This is a genomic window from Thermococcus sp., assembly GCF_027063845.1.
GTDB lineage: Archaea > Methanobacteriota_B > Thermococci > Thermococcales > Thermococcaceae > Thermococcus.
This window is the reverse complement of the sequence record NZ_JAMOQU010000019.1, coordinates 97,353-110,452: the sequence shown is the minus strand read 5'-3', so window position 1 is coordinate 110,452 and position 13,100 is coordinate 97,353. Positions and strand designations below refer to the sequence as shown.

Here is a 13,100-nt window from a genome sequence, read left to right as displayed (position 1 = left end):
GGCTTTCGTTAGGATTTCGGAGAGAAGACGTAGAGAACTCCCCCGTCAACGAAGAAGTAAAGTCCCCTTTCCGGGTCGTGGATTACCCTCTTTCCGTGGTCAATGGCCGTTTCAACGAGGTCTCCGAGGCTCGGGAACTCCACCTTGGGCGGTGAGTGGACGTAGCTCTCCGGAAGCTTTCCCGTGCTTATCCACTTGCCGTACCGCCTGAGCTCCGCCATGGCCCCAGCCCTTTCCACCTCCTCAGGAGATGGATTGAAGCGGAACCTCAACACAAGCGCTACAATGGCCAGGACGATAGCCAGGACAGAGCCTCCGAGAAGCAGTGTGCGCTTTACGCGGTTGACCGGCCTCGTGAAGGTTACAGTTTCAGTGTACGTGCCCGTGCCGTTGACGGCGTCACCGGTAAAGGTATAAACCGAGCCGTAGGACACTTTAACGTTTCCGTTCAGGAAACCGCTTCCCGAAACGGGCTTTCCCTCGACGGTTCCCGAGTAGGAGAAGTCCCCTTTCACCTCGATACCGCTCTCAAAGCGGGGCAACTTCAGGAAGGCCACATCGGCCTCAATCCTTGAAACGACATCGGAGACGTTGACTGGGATTGAAAGAACAACTCCGTTATGTCCCGATGCCGAAGATGCGTTGTACACTTTCTCAAACAGCCTTTCGCCGTTGTAAGAGACGTAATAGAGAACATTCATGTGGGCGGTGACGTTGACGTCGGCGGATTTGGCGTAGATTTTCCATGTTAGCGTCGGCTCAAGCACGGGGGTGACGTCAAGGGGGTAGATTGGAAGGCTAACCCTCTCCCCCAAAGACCAGATGGGGTTCTCCTTTGCAACGACGGCGGAAGCGTTGAGGACACTGCCCCAGCGGTAGAGGGGCTTGGAGACCTTTGAGGTTTCGCGCACGACGTCAGGGGTCACCGTGTAGGCGTACGCCAGCGCCCCGGAGAGTAGCAGGGAAAGCAGGAAAACGGCCAGCCAGTTCCGCCTAATTTTAAGGAGGACTTCAAATAAAGCGGGGTCCATGCCTTTTCACCTCCACGTTCGGGAACCTGGACGTCCAGAGAGGATACAGCATGAGAGTTGAGAGCAGAGCTAGGAGAAGAGCGAGCGACCGGGGAAAAAGGGGCATCCAGGAGAGAAAGACAAGCCACTGAACCGGGAGAACGGCGTTCACTGCGGATGTGTAGTTGCAGGCGCAGGAGTCGCCAGGGTCGAGGTAAACGTATCCAGGAACTCCCTCTGAGATTAGGAGCACCGGCAGTTTTCCGCCGTTGGTAAACCCATCTTCGGCCGAATCAAGCCGGGGAGTTAGTGAGACAGTGAAAAACAGCAGAAAACCGATGAATATGGAGAGAGCCTTCTTGGGGAAAACAAGACGGGAATACCTTGAGCTAATTATCTGGAGGCGTTCTTCCCTCCGTGCTACTACTGGACGCTCAGAGAGCCCTCGAAGCGTGGACACGAGTATGTAAATTCCTGGGAGCAAAATGAACAGCACGTAAACAGCCAGGAGCACCCTTCTATCCGGATTGTGCCTCGTCAGGTAGCCAAGATAGGGAAGGACGATGGTGACCTTCCCGACGACGTTCTGGGCGGGAACCGGCGCGGGGTCATTTTCCTCGTTGTTGTCCCCCTTGGTGACGAAGTATAAACCGGTTGCGTTCCTGATTATGCCAACGACCCTATGGGTGTACAGTGTATTGCGCGCCTCTTCTCCCTTAGCCCACGCCGGATGGAAGGCCACCACGTCCCCGATTTGAACACCGGAGGCGTTCACCGGCTCTATTAAGACCATATCACCGGGATTGAAGTAAGGCTCCATGCTTCCGCTTAGAACAACGAGCGGGGTCAGCGTCCTGAGCCTTGGAAAGGTCAGCAGGAGCACGAGGATGACCGCGAATGAGAGAAGCCTTCTCATCGCCGACACCACCTTGGAACGATTGACAGAGGGTACTCTCCACCATTAATGTAGAACACCAAGTACATGGTATGTCCATTTCTGCAGGGATTCGTCCTGTAGAAGATTAGGGAAACGTTGTGAACCCCGGGGGATAGAGTAGCGTTTATGGATATGTACTGGCCAGTTCTAACCCTAAAGCTTGAATTGTCAACAATCACACCGCCTAAAACCCATCCCCTGCTATTGAAATAGATTCCATCAAGCGTGGAGTTGCCGGTGGTGTTAACAATAATGCCCCTGAGGATGTAGTAGCCGCAGAAGCAGGGGCAGGAGCAGTGACAGTGAATGAGAGTAAGGTTTTCACAGCTGATTTGAACCGAAGTCTGCTCCATTTGAAGCGACAGCCTTATTGAAGCAGAATCCGAGAAGTAAGCAAACGAGCCGAAGTACGAGTAGACAAAAATTGAAACGACCACGAGCCATGCCAAGAGAGCCCTCATCATTTCATCACCAGCTCGGAGATTACGTAAACTGCCATTGTCAGGAACACCACGGCGAGGCCAACCCTCGCAAGGAACGAAATCGTTCCAAGGGCCATTGTCATCTCGGCTGGAGTGGCACTGACGTTCTGGGTCACGTTATCAAAGACACTTGAAGCCTGAGGTTCAATGTTGCCTACCTCATACATGGTGAGGAGGTATAGTGTGAACGTAACTGCAACAAAGAAAAAGATGGCGTAGAGAACCCGCATGGGGCTCACGGCTCCGACTGCACTAACCGCACGTGGACGGTCATTATACAGACGTCGCCCTGCCAGTAGTTCTGGCTGGAGTTTAGCATTTTTCCTTCGGGACCATCCAAGGAGAGCTGAGTGTTGGGCTCATCCAGGTACTGACTACTGCTAGTGTCTAACGTCCCGTAGAGAGGCTCCGGACCTGGCAATCCCACGAATTTCATTCTGGCCAAGTCCGCAAGGGTAATTTCCTGTCCAGGACTGAACTCGCTTTTGAGCTCTGGAGCAAGGTAATCATACCCGGAACTAGTGAGTTTTTTGTCATAAATGAGACGGACAGCCTGACTATCTGTATACTCCATAGTGTTTAATGTTATTTCATTCAACATTAGATAAGCACTCTCATTTGTCTGCAGAGTATCTGATTCAGGGCCCGGCTGAAGTCCATTTGTGTAATTACCATCGTTGTCTTCATAGCACTCAAATGTGAACCATATCTCGACTGTGGTGTTGGGGTATGTACCGTTGTTGAAAATATGAATAGCCCTATCACCCCCACTATATCCTCCGTTCACCCCAGGTACCCTGCCAGGGGCTATGTAAAAATAGCCCCACTGAGCGTTAGCATCGCTAGTGTGGTCTGTGAGCACGAGGTCAAGGGTATCAGCAGTCACATAGTCTCCGGCACTGACCTCAATGTCACTGAAGTATGCCCATGTGCCGTAACCCACGGCCAATACAACGATTCCAACCAGGAAAAAGGCAAAGAGGGCACTGCGCATTCCTGCTCACCCCAGTAAAAAGGTTAAAGGGAATCACTCCTGCACCTGCTTGAGGTAGAGGTGGACATCGAAGATAAGCTTATCACCCTGGATGTCATTTCCAGCGTCGTTGTAGTCAATAGACGCCTCAACCGTTATCTTTCCGGTCTTCCCGCCGTTGAGAGGCCCAAGGTCAAGCATATTTCCGGGGTCGTCATAAGTCCAGTCCTTGAGATAGCCTTCCCAAACGAGGGCATCGTTGTAGTAAATCTTAACGTATATAACATCCGCAAGGGTCTGTCCACCGTTGGTCTCTGACTCCGGGTTGATGTTCTCATCGAGGGAGTAGTTCAGGTATAGATAGACTTCACCTGGAAGTCCACCCTCGTTCATGACGTAAACGTTATCGCTACCACTCCAACCGGGATAAACCATCCCAAAATCAATGCTCGAGGGAACGTCAGTTCCATCGTACCAAGTGCTGTTATCATGGCTGACTTTAAGGTTAAGAATGTCCGCCGTTATGTAGTTCCCAGTGCTTGACTCCGTGTCGTCGAAGTACGCCCAAGTTCCTGCTCCAAGTCCAAACAGTACAACACCAACAACCAACAGGGCCAGGATTCCGCTCTTCATTCCATGCACCTCCGGGCAACATGCCCGTACTATATGTTATTTTTCAGGTTTATAAGCTCCAAGAAAATGAGTTTAGAACAGAACGTTCTGACATGAAATCCGTAACTTTGTTCCGGAAAAGAAAACGAAAGGACCCAAAGTTCAGAGACATTGGAAGAAATCAAAAGCCATCGAAGGAATCAAAATCACCTAGTTCACGGTAAATCGTTGAGAAACTGCGTAAAAACGTTCTTCCCTTGTCCGTGACCCTGTATATCCGCCGGTTACCTTCTATGGCTTCAATAAGGTACCCCTTTTGGAGGAGGTACCGTATGTAGTTCGTGGCCAGTTTGAAGTTCAGATTCGCTCGGTAAACTATCTGGGTCTTTGTCGCACCCTTACCGTTGGCTGACTCTAGGATATCAGCAATAATTTCAACTCTCGAACGCCTCATGCCCCAACCCCCAACAGGAAAGATTGCAAGCCGTATTTGAGAGCTGTATTTTAGAGAACAGATTGTAGCACAACCTGGTTATACAAAACAGAGTAACGTCGAAGTTCTATTTAAACTTTGTGGGTTATATAACATCCAAGATTTTTAATAGTAATTTAGATAATCTCTAACATTCGGAGTAGGGGCAATCCGAGCTCAGCTAGTTACATTGGAAAAAACACAATAAAGTACTAAGGGACATAGCAAAACTACAATAATACACAAATACATACAAGAGTACAAGACTACATCCGAATCACTCATCATCTGGAAGGAGGATTATAGGGAACTTCATTTTCTTCAGCAGTTCGACCATGCGCTGGTAAGTCTTCTTTTGCATCTCAAGCTTGTGCCTTAGGCTCGCGTTCTCGATGGCAAGCCTGTTGACCTCGTCGACCTTGAGCTTCAACTGCATCCTCAGCTCTATTATCTCCTCCTCAAGCTCGCGGATAGAGCGCTCAAGCCTCTCAATCTCCTCGATGTACTCGCGGCAGATACGTCTCTTCATGACCGGTCAGCCCCGCGAAACGTCGTCACCAATCAGGGGGCTCCAGACTCATCATCCCAAACAACAACAATTCACCCATAAGTAATTTAAATGTCACGGGGAACTGATGCTCTATGAGACCAAAAAACTCTGTGCTGGTGTTCATAATCATTGCGGTCATTCTCACCGCAGGATGCCTCGGCCAGGAAACAGGAGATAAGACAAAAACGGTGACAGTGGAGAAAACAGAAACTTTCACAAAAACAATCACTATTACGAAGACGGTTATTGTAGAAAACAAAAGTGCAGAGGCCGAGCTGAGAGAAAACCTTACCCGCTGCACAGAAGAGCTGTCCCTCCTGAACGCAACGCTGAATCAGACCCGCGAGAACCTAATCGAACTTGCCGAGAAATACAGGGAGTGCATTACGAAGGGTCAAGAAGGGACAAAAGAAAACTTCTCCCAACCAGAACTGCTAATCGATGGAGAGTACTACATGCGACTAATAAACGACTTGAAAAGCGCCAAGAAGAGCATTTACGTAACAATGTTCCTCATGAAGTACGACCCCGCGGACAGCTACGACCACGCCAACGACCTAATCAGGGCCCTCGTTGAGGCCAGAAGGAGGGGTGTGAGCGTTCACGTTGTGCTTGAAAACAGCATAGATGACAACAGGGCCGCTTACAACTACCTGCGCTCCAACGGCGTCGATGTAGTTTTCGATTCGCCGTCAACGACCCTTCACACGAAGATGGTCATTATAGACGGCAGAATCGTGTACATTGGGAGCCACAACTGGAGCGAAGCCGCTCTCGACTGGAACCACGAGGTCAGCGTTAGAATCGAGTCCAGGGAAATGGCGGATGTTCTCTTGAATTACTTCAACGAGATTAGAAGGGGGTTTTAGAGAATGAGGCTTTGGATACCCCAAATGTGGCGCGCCCGCCCTCCTTTCGTCCGAAGGCTTGAGGAGTGGAGGATGAAGAGGAAGGCAAAGGAGTTCAAGCTAAATACCAAGGACACAGATAACATTGGCGTCAAACTGAGTTTTTGGGCTGAGGCTGACCTATGAGCTCTTTGATTCTGTTAAGTATAAGCTCATTTCGTCTTTTCAAAAACCTTTCATAATTGTTCTCCTTCATAGCCTCAATGCATTCCGAGTCAATGAAGTGTGGCCTTAAAACTTCCTCCACATCTCCTGGAATCCATTTGAGATATTCCCTGGGAGACGTCGCTGAGATTTTTCTGTTGGTCTCATCAGTGATAAGCGTCCTATTAAGTATAGTGTTAATTTTCGACTTATCTTTGTTTCCAAATCCCTGCCTCCTCAGAAAGGCTTGGGGAAATATATGATGGTCTTCCAGATTGTGGAACTCAATAGCATCAACCTGAAGGAAATCCCTCGCATGATTCAGAGCTATCAAGTTCATTATGCCCCTGTAAACTGCACTCCCACTCCGAGAGACAGTATAAAAGTTTAGGGATGTAATCTTGGTCCTCGCGTCGGCAACCATTGAAGGCACAGACTCGGAGTTCTTGAAGGCTTCTATTAGTTCCAATGTGTCGCTCAGAGACTTGGATTCAACCGCACTGCTATACCTCTCGGTGAACACCGAACTCCAGTACCACTGTCTTATCAGGGTATATGCCCTGCTCTTTTCTGTGGGGGATAGCTCCTTAGTGCCTTCCACATAGTAAAGAAGTGTCGCCAATACTGGAAGTATGGGTTTGTATGGAACCCACTTTGGCAAGAATGCTCCAAACCCATCTTGATTGGTGCTCATAACTCTCAATGGCTCTGTCAAAATACTTTGCCATAATCCACCAATCTTCCTCGAAACCAACTGGTGACAGATTAATCAAAGACCTGTTTTTAACATCGCTAATCTCCTTCTCACCCTTATCTTTATCCCTGAGCACTCTCATAAGCCCCAGTGCCCTGAGTAGCAACACTTTGAAGAGGTCTGGATTGTCCTCAGATAATTTCTTGATGTTACCAAATACATCAAGGGTATCCTGCCACATCTGATGAAGGTCAATACCCTCCTTGTAGAGTCTGGCCGTTAGTAAATCAAAGACCGACAACCGGACCCCCGTACTGTTCATTTTCTCAAAAATTGTGCATACTTCACTAAGTTTTTGTTTGTCATCTGGCCCAATTTTTGGCAAGTACAAGACTGGGACTTTAAAGTCCAAGAGGTTGTTAATGTACTTCTCCCACACATTAATTTTTTCTTCCAGTGACCTTCTATACTCCTGGACTAGTTTCCACCCTTCATCAAATCCAACATTTCTATCTTTTAATTCATCGGAATATTTTCCAATATGGTAATCAACAAACCCATCCTTCCAAGCCTTCCACTTTTCCTTGCTGGATAACTCCGTGAACGGCACTATCCTTTTCTCAAACTGATAAGCTTTGTCAAAGTACTTGTGTCTCTCGGCATCGTCCTCATTTACGCTAAACACGGCTTCTTCAACATTACCATTCTCTAACTCCTCAAGCCTCAAGAAGAAAAGAGGTATCGCCTAGTGGTGTACTTTGGTGTGACAACATCTTTTGGAGGTGCATAAAAAACATAGTGCAGTGACGTTATCCTTTGCTGGCCATCAAGAATCATAGCCTCAGGCTCCGCAATATAGTTACCCTCCCTATCAACTGGCAGACGGACACCTTGAATTGGTCTCCATTTGAATGGAGGTTTTGTAGGGTCTGTTCTGAGGAAAAGAAATGTGCCAACAAAGTACCCATTAAGCAAAGATACCAACAAATCCTCGATATCCTGCCTTGACCACACGAAGTCTCTCTGAAACTGAGGCAAAACAAGTTTTCCCATTTCAGCCTGTTTTAATATGTCTAAGAGCCCTTCCATCTTGGGGTCAAGCTTGTCCATTTTCTCCACCAACTAACATGATAACATAACACTCCAGTAATTCACAAAACCAGGTTTAAAAGTTACGGTGCAATGAAAAGAACAATTGGCCAAAAATTCTAAAGCCCCAGAGCTTCCAAGAGCTCCTTCACAACGTCTTCTTTCTTCACGACCCTCTGCTCGCCCGTTTCCATGTCCCTTATCGTGACGTTGCCGTTCTCGAGATCCCTCTTCCCGATGAGAACCACGTACGGCACGTTGAGCCTGCCAGCATGGTCGAGGGCCTTCCTCAGCTTCCTCCCAGTAAGCTCGACGTCGGCCTTAACGCCCGCCCTTCTGAGGGCAGATACCACCTCGATGGCCGTCTTTCTGAGCTCAACATCCTTTCCGATGGGAATCACGTAAACGTCGGGCCTGAGCCTGATTTCGGGTATAAGGCCCTTCCACTCGAGTATCGGGATGAGCCTCTCTATGCCTATTGCGAAACCCGTCGCTGGCGTAGGCTTGCCACCGAAGACCTCGATGAGGTTGTCGTAACGGCCACCACCGCCAATCGAGCCGATTCCGAGGTCGTTCGGCGCTATCGCCTCAAAAACCACGCTCGTGTAGTAGTCAAAACCGCGCGCTATTCCGAGGTCAATCCTAATCCATTTCGAGACTCCATAGGCGTCGAGCAGGTCAACCAGCTCGTAGAGGCGCCTTATCTCGGCTTTGGCTTTCTCACTCGTGAAGAGCTCCTCGGCCTTTGGGAGGACTTCATTTGACTCGCCCTTAATTTCAATCAGCGAGAGAACCTTCTCGACTCCTTCATCGCTCAGCCCGAAGTCTTTCAAAGCTTTGACGAACTCCTCTTGGGTAAGCTTGTCCTTCTTGTCTATGAGCCTCATGAGCCCGATATCGTCTTTGACGCCGAGCATCTTGGCGAACTCGTCGAGCAGAACGCGGTCGCCGATGTTCACCGTGAAGTCCTCAAGGCCTGTGGCGAGGTAGCTCTCGGTGAAGAGCGCTATAACCTCGGCGTCGGCCTCAACCTTATCGCTCCCGATGAGCTCAACGCCCGCCTGCCAGAACTCGCGGTAGCGACCGCTCTGCGGTTCCTCGTAGCGGAACATGTTGGCGATGTAGTACCACTTGATGGGCTTCGGAGCCGTTTGGAAGGCTGAAACGTAGAGCCTCGCGACGCTCGAAGTCATATCCGGGCGGAGCGAGATGTCCCTCCCGCCCTTGTCGAGGAAGGCGTAGAGCTGTTTTACAACTTCCTCACCGCTCCTGAGCTTGAAGAGCTCAGTGTATTCGAAAGTTGGCGTGAGAACCTCGTGAAAGTTATAGCGCTCGAAGACCTCGCGAATCCTCTCGAAGACCCATCTCCTCTTCGCCATCTCCTCCGGTAAAAAGTCCCTCGTCCCCTTAACGCGCTCAACCTTCATCCCTCTCACCTTTTCGGAAGAGGGAAGGGAGGAGTTAAAAGGTTATCCCGACAAAGTTTGACGTTTATCCAGAAGATGTCATGAGGAGGTATATCCCAACGACGCCCTCGACCATCATCTGAGCCCCAATGGCCATTATGAAGAGACCGATTATCCTGATAGTAACGCTCAGGAAGGTTTTGTTGACGGACTTCATCATGTAGAGCGCCACGAACATCGAGAGCGCAACGACTGCAATCGCTATGGCCGTTGCGGAGAGCGAGACGAGATAGCCGTATTCTGCTGTGAGGGTTATTACCGCGGTTATAGCGGCGGGGCCAGCTATGAGGGGCATCGCGACGGGGACGGCGGCCAAAGCCAGAATATCGCGTTCCCTCTTCAGCGTGAACATTCCACCGCCTTCTAAAGCCTCGAGACCAATTTTGAAGAGAACGAAGCCCCCGGCAACCTTCAGGGCGTTTATGTCGATGTGAAAAATCTCCTGGAGGATTATCTGACCTGCCACCGCGAAGCTCGCCAGGAGAAGGAAGCCTATCAGGTTGGCTCTCACGATTAGGGCCTTTATGTCCTCTATGTGAAAATCCTCGCGCAGGAAGCTAACGAGGAGTATCTTGTCGCTCGGGTCAATCATGATGAGCATCAGCAGTGCCGAGCTGAGTATCGTTGAGAGCTCGCTCATGCTGGAAGCTGGGGAAAGCAATTTAAAAACCTATGCCAACCCAGGGCGAGCGATGACGAAACCGGCACTGGCTGAGTCGTGATGAACACTCGGTTGGCGGAGCTACCTCGAATAGAGCCACTTGAGCAGGGGCGGTGTTATCACAGTCGTAACGAACACCATGAGAATCGCCACGGTCAGGGCGTCGGGGCCTATTATTCCGCTCCCCATGGCAACGGCCAGCATCGCCAGTTCAACACCCATCCTCGGAATCATTCCGACGCCTATCCTGAGGGAGGCACCCCAGTCAAAGCCGGCCAGCTTGGCGCCAAGGCCGCAGCCGACTATTTTGCTCACTATGGAGGCAATGGTGTAGAGGACCGCGAAGAGGCCCGCGTGGAGGATGTAGTCCAGCTCTATCCTCATCCCGACCTCGACAAAGAAGAGCGGGATGAAGAGGGAATAGCCGAGGACGTTCATGTGGTCCATTATCGTCTTCTTCTTGGAGCTCTGGCCGAGGGCGAGGCCCGTCAGATAGGCACCGAGAATCGAGGCGAGGTTCAGGTGCTCGGCGAGGAAGGCGAAGACTATGAGGAAAACGAGGGCAAAGGCCGTCTCGCTCTCGGGCAGGTCAATCCTTGAGAGAATGCGAAAGACCCTGTCCGCGAGGCCGGGCCCGAAGTAGAGGAAGAAGAAGAGGAGTAGAGAGACCGAGAGAACGACCTCGGCGAGGCTCGCGTAGTTGACCTCGCCTCCCTTTATCATCGAAATCGCCACGGTGAGAACGAGGATTCCGAGGACGTCATCCACGACCGCAGCCGCTAAAATCGTCGTCCCCTCGCGCGTGTTGAGCTTCCTCATCTCCATGAGCACCTTTACCGTTATGCTCACGCTCGTCGGTGTCATCATCGCACCGTAGAGGATTGCCTCGTGGAGGGGGACGAAGAGGTAAGCCACGGCAAAGCCGAAGAGGAAAGCGACCAGAACGCCGAGGCTCGCAACAACGACGCTCTGCTTTCCAACGCGCTTGAACTCCTCCAGCTCGCTCTCAAGACCGGCCATGAAGAGAAGCAGGAGGACGCCGAGGTTGGCGAACTGGCCTATCACCGGGTTAGTTTCGAAGAAGATGCCAATCAGCAGGCCCCCGAATATCTGGCCGAGGACAACGGGCTGACCCAGTCTCTCGAAGAGATACCCCATCAGCTTCGCCGTCGCGAGCATTACCGCTATCAGGAGGAGTATCTCCATGCTACCGCCCCTATTCCCTTGAGAATGCCCACTTCAGGAGGAACGGCGTCACTATCGTCGTCACCAGAACCATCGTGACCGGTATGGAAAACGTCCCGCTGTCGAAGACGCCCTCGTTGAGGGCCACGTTGGCCATGATGAGGGCCACCTCCATGCGGGGTATCATGCCAACGCCCACCTGAAGGGACTCAATCGGCCTGAACTTCGAGACGAAGGCGCCGAAGCCGCATCCGACCACCTTGCTCACTATCGCGAGTATGGCGTAGATTAGGGCAAAGGTTCCAGCGTGGGCTAAAACCCGCACGTCGCTCTCTATGCCTATGCTCACGAGGAACACTGGAATGAAGAGGGAGTAGCCTATCGTCATGAACTTTCTGTCAACTTCCTTCGCCTCGTCGGTGCTCGCCACGAGGAGACCTGCCAGATAGGCACCGGTTATGCCCGCTATCTGGAACTGCTCGGCGAGGTAGGCGAAGATAAGCATTATCGCTATGGCAAAAGCCGTAACGGTCTCAGGTAAAGTGATTCTCTCCGAAAGCTTCAAAGCCTCCCTGACGGCGGGATTGCCGATAAGAAGGCCAATGCCGAAGTAAAGGACGACCTCGCCGAGGATTATGAGGAGGTCCTTGAAGTAGACGCTCCCCCTGGTGTTTATTCCAACGAGTATCGTGAGCACGATGATGCCGAGGACGTCGTCAACGACGGCAGCAGCTAAAATCGTCGTTCCGACCCTCGTGCGGAGCTTCTTCATCTCCATAAGTATGCTCGTGGTGAGACCAACGCTCGTGGCGGTCAGAACCCCACCGAGGAACATTGCCTCAATGTTCGAATATCCCCAGGCCAGAGCCCCGACGTAGCCGAGGATGAAGGGTATGAGAACGCCGAGGGACGCTATTATAAAGGCGGGAATGCCGACGTGCTTGAACTCCTCAACGTCCGTTTCGAGGCCCGCCAGAAAGAGCAGCATGACGACGCCGAGGTCAGCCAGGAGCTTCACGGCCTCGTCGAAGCCGACCAGTCCCAGAATGGACGGCCCGATTAGAATCCCGCCAATCAGCTGGCCGAGGGCCGCTGGAAAGCCGAGGCGAACGGCGAGGTAGCCGAAGAGCTTCGCAACGATTAGTATTAGAGCCAGCTCCAGGAACACGTCCATGATTATCATCCCTGTGGGTGCTTTAGATTCCAGCCGTTACTATGACACTATGCGTATCAGACGGATTATGTCCTTGACCTCCAGGATACCGTGAACGCGGTTTTTATCATCAACCACCGGGAGGTGGTGCTTTCCGGTTTCGAGCATTATCCGTATCGCCCGCCCGAGGTTTTCATTGACGTGAATCGTTATGGGCTTTCGAACCATTATGTCCTCCACGCGGGAAGCGTTGTTTATGGAGTACTTTTTGAGCAGGTTTATGCCCACTATGGAGTACCTCCTCGGGGGTTCGAAGAAGCGGAGGAGGTCCTTCATCGTGATGAAGCCGAGGAGTTTACCTTCATCGTCAACAACCACCGCAGAGCTCTCCTCACCCCTGAGGCTCTGGACGAGCTTTGATAAGGAGTCCTCCGGGTGAAGGGTCAGAAACTCCCTGTCCATTACAAGCTTCACGGGGACCTTTGAGATGTAGCGGATGTTGTGGCTAAGTTCCTCCTTGCGCTTGAGCTGGAGCATTCTGCGCTTGGTATGGATTATCTGAACCTTTTTTGTCTTAACGTCCTTGGGCACTTCCCCCGAGTTCAATGGTTCCATTTTCCCCACTGATAGGACGCTAATGTGCAAGGGCGTTTAAAGATTTCGGGGTTTGTATTGAGCAAAAAATGTCAAAAAATTCGCTTTTTCATCAATAAATTAACCAAAAACTTGCCAAAAGATTTTTAAGGCCAAAGTCATAGAACTCG

Annotated in this window: 17 protein-coding genes; 1 reads left to right on the top strand and 16 read right to left on the bottom strand. The window is 51.0% G+C overall.

The features are described 5' to 3' along the window. Positions 1–8: 8 nt before the first annotated feature. The 8 genes from MVO87_RS01785 to MVO87_RS01750 all read right to left on the bottom strand — a co-directional run bounded on the left by MVO87_RS01785 (position 9) and on the right by MVO87_RS01750 (position 5,015). Entirely contained in the window at positions 9–1,031 is a 1,023-nt protein-coding gene (locus tag MVO87_RS01785; protein WP_297551986.1) for a DUF5305 family protein, read from the bottom strand. Further along, the gene (locus MVO87_RS01780; protein WP_297513666.1) at positions 1,012–1,926 is read right to left on the bottom strand and encodes a signal peptidase I; all 915 of its coding nucleotides are present in this window, start codon (positions 1,924–1,926) and stop codon (positions 1,012–1,014) included. The genes MVO87_RS01785 and MVO87_RS01780 overlap by 20 nt, the downstream gene beginning before the upstream one ends. Further along, positions 1,923–2,411 (bottom strand): hypothetical protein, encoded by a 489-nt coding sequence (locus tag MVO87_RS01775; protein ID WP_297513659.1) that lies wholly within the window; start codon positions 2,409–2,411, stop codon positions 1,923–1,925. The genes MVO87_RS01780 and MVO87_RS01775 overlap by 4 nt, the downstream gene beginning before the upstream one ends. Then, positions 2,408–2,668 (bottom strand): hypothetical protein, encoded by a 261-nt coding sequence (locus tag MVO87_RS01770; protein WP_297551984.1) that lies wholly within the window; start codon positions 2,666–2,668, stop codon positions 2,408–2,410. The genes MVO87_RS01775 and MVO87_RS01770 overlap by 4 nt, the downstream gene beginning before the upstream one ends. Further along, on the bottom strand, positions 2,665–3,423 hold the full coding sequence (locus tag MVO87_RS01765) for a SipW-dependent-type signal peptide-containing protein (RefSeq protein ID WP_297513653.1): 759 nt from the start codon (positions 3,421–3,423) through the stop codon (positions 2,665–2,667). The genes MVO87_RS01770 and MVO87_RS01765 overlap by 4 nt, the downstream gene beginning before the upstream one ends. 33 nt (positions 3,424–3,456) lie before the next feature. Further along, a complete protein-coding gene (locus MVO87_RS01760) occupies positions 3,457–4,035 on the bottom strand; it encodes a SipW-dependent-type signal peptide-containing protein (RefSeq protein ID WP_297513651.1) in 579 nt (192 codons plus the stop codon). Between the two features lie 160 nt (positions 4,036–4,195). After that, a complete protein-coding gene (gene sso10a, locus MVO87_RS01755) occupies positions 4,196–4,468 on the bottom strand; it encodes an Sso10a family chromatin protein (RefSeq protein ID WP_297513648.1) in 273 nt (90 codons plus the stop codon). A gap of 295 nt (positions 4,469–4,763) precedes the next feature. Beyond that, entirely contained in the window at positions 4,764–5,015 is a 252-nt protein-coding gene (locus tag MVO87_RS01750) for a hypothetical protein (protein ID WP_297513646.1), read from the bottom strand. 137 nt (positions 5,016–5,152) lie between these two features. Here MVO87_RS01750 and MVO87_RS01745 point away from each other — a divergent pair, with 137 nt between their 5' ends. Further along, positions 5,153–5,905: a phospholipase D-like domain-containing protein gene (locus tag MVO87_RS01745; protein WP_297513643.1), complete on the top strand. Its 753-nt coding sequence runs from the start codon at positions 5,153–5,155 to the stop codon at positions 5,903–5,905. Between the two features lie 130 nt (positions 5,906–6,035). Here the strand turns inward: MVO87_RS01745 and MVO87_RS01740 are convergent, their stop codons facing one another. The 8 genes from MVO87_RS01740 to MVO87_RS01705 all read right to left on the bottom strand — a co-directional run bounded on the left by MVO87_RS01740 (position 6,036) and on the right by MVO87_RS01705 (position 12,951). Beyond that, positions 6,036–6,611 carry a DUF1524 domain-containing protein gene (locus MVO87_RS01740; RefSeq protein ID WP_297513640.1) on the bottom strand — a complete coding sequence of 192 codons (576 nt, stop codon included), beginning with the start codon at positions 6,609–6,611 and terminating at the stop codon, positions 6,036–6,038. A gap of 64 nt (positions 6,612–6,675) precedes the next feature. Then, entirely contained in the window at positions 6,676–7,509 is an 834-nt protein-coding gene (locus tag MVO87_RS01735) for a GmrSD restriction endonuclease domain-containing protein (RefSeq protein WP_297513637.1), read from the bottom strand. After that, positions 7,506–7,892, bottom strand: coding sequence for a DUF262 domain-containing protein (locus MVO87_RS01730; protein ID WP_297513634.1), 387 nt, complete (start codon positions 7,890–7,892; stop codon positions 7,506–7,508). Before MVO87_RS01730 ends, MVO87_RS01735 begins: the two co-directional genes overlap by 4 nt. A gap of 98 nt (positions 7,893–7,990) precedes the next feature. After that, positions 7,991–9,298: a histidine--tRNA ligase gene (gene hisS, locus MVO87_RS01725; RefSeq protein WP_297513664.1), complete on the bottom strand. Its 1,308-nt coding sequence runs from the start codon at positions 9,296–9,298 to the stop codon at positions 7,991–7,993. Between the two features lie 64 nt (positions 9,299–9,362). Then, positions 9,363–9,977 carry a MarC family protein gene (locus MVO87_RS01720; RefSeq protein WP_297513631.1) on the bottom strand — a complete coding sequence of 205 codons (615 nt, stop codon included), beginning with the start codon at positions 9,975–9,977 and terminating at the stop codon, positions 9,363–9,365. A 102-nt stretch (positions 9,978–10,079) separates the two neighbouring features. Next, positions 10,080–11,204, bottom strand: a complete 1,125-nt coding sequence (locus MVO87_RS01715; RefSeq protein WP_297551981.1) for a cation:proton antiporter — start codon at positions 11,202–11,204, stop codon at positions 10,080–10,082. Positions 11,205–11,214: 10 nt separating this feature from the next. Further along, on the bottom strand, positions 11,215–12,357 hold the full coding sequence (locus MVO87_RS01710; protein WP_297551980.1) for a cation:proton antiporter: 1,143 nt from the start codon (positions 12,355–12,357) through the stop codon (positions 11,215–11,217). A 39-nt stretch (positions 12,358–12,396) separates the two neighbouring features. Next, positions 12,397–12,951 (bottom strand): CBS domain-containing protein, encoded by a 555-nt coding sequence (locus MVO87_RS01705; RefSeq protein ID WP_297515721.1) that lies wholly within the window; start codon positions 12,949–12,951, stop codon positions 12,397–12,399. Positions 12,952–13,100 lie beyond the last annotated feature (149 nt).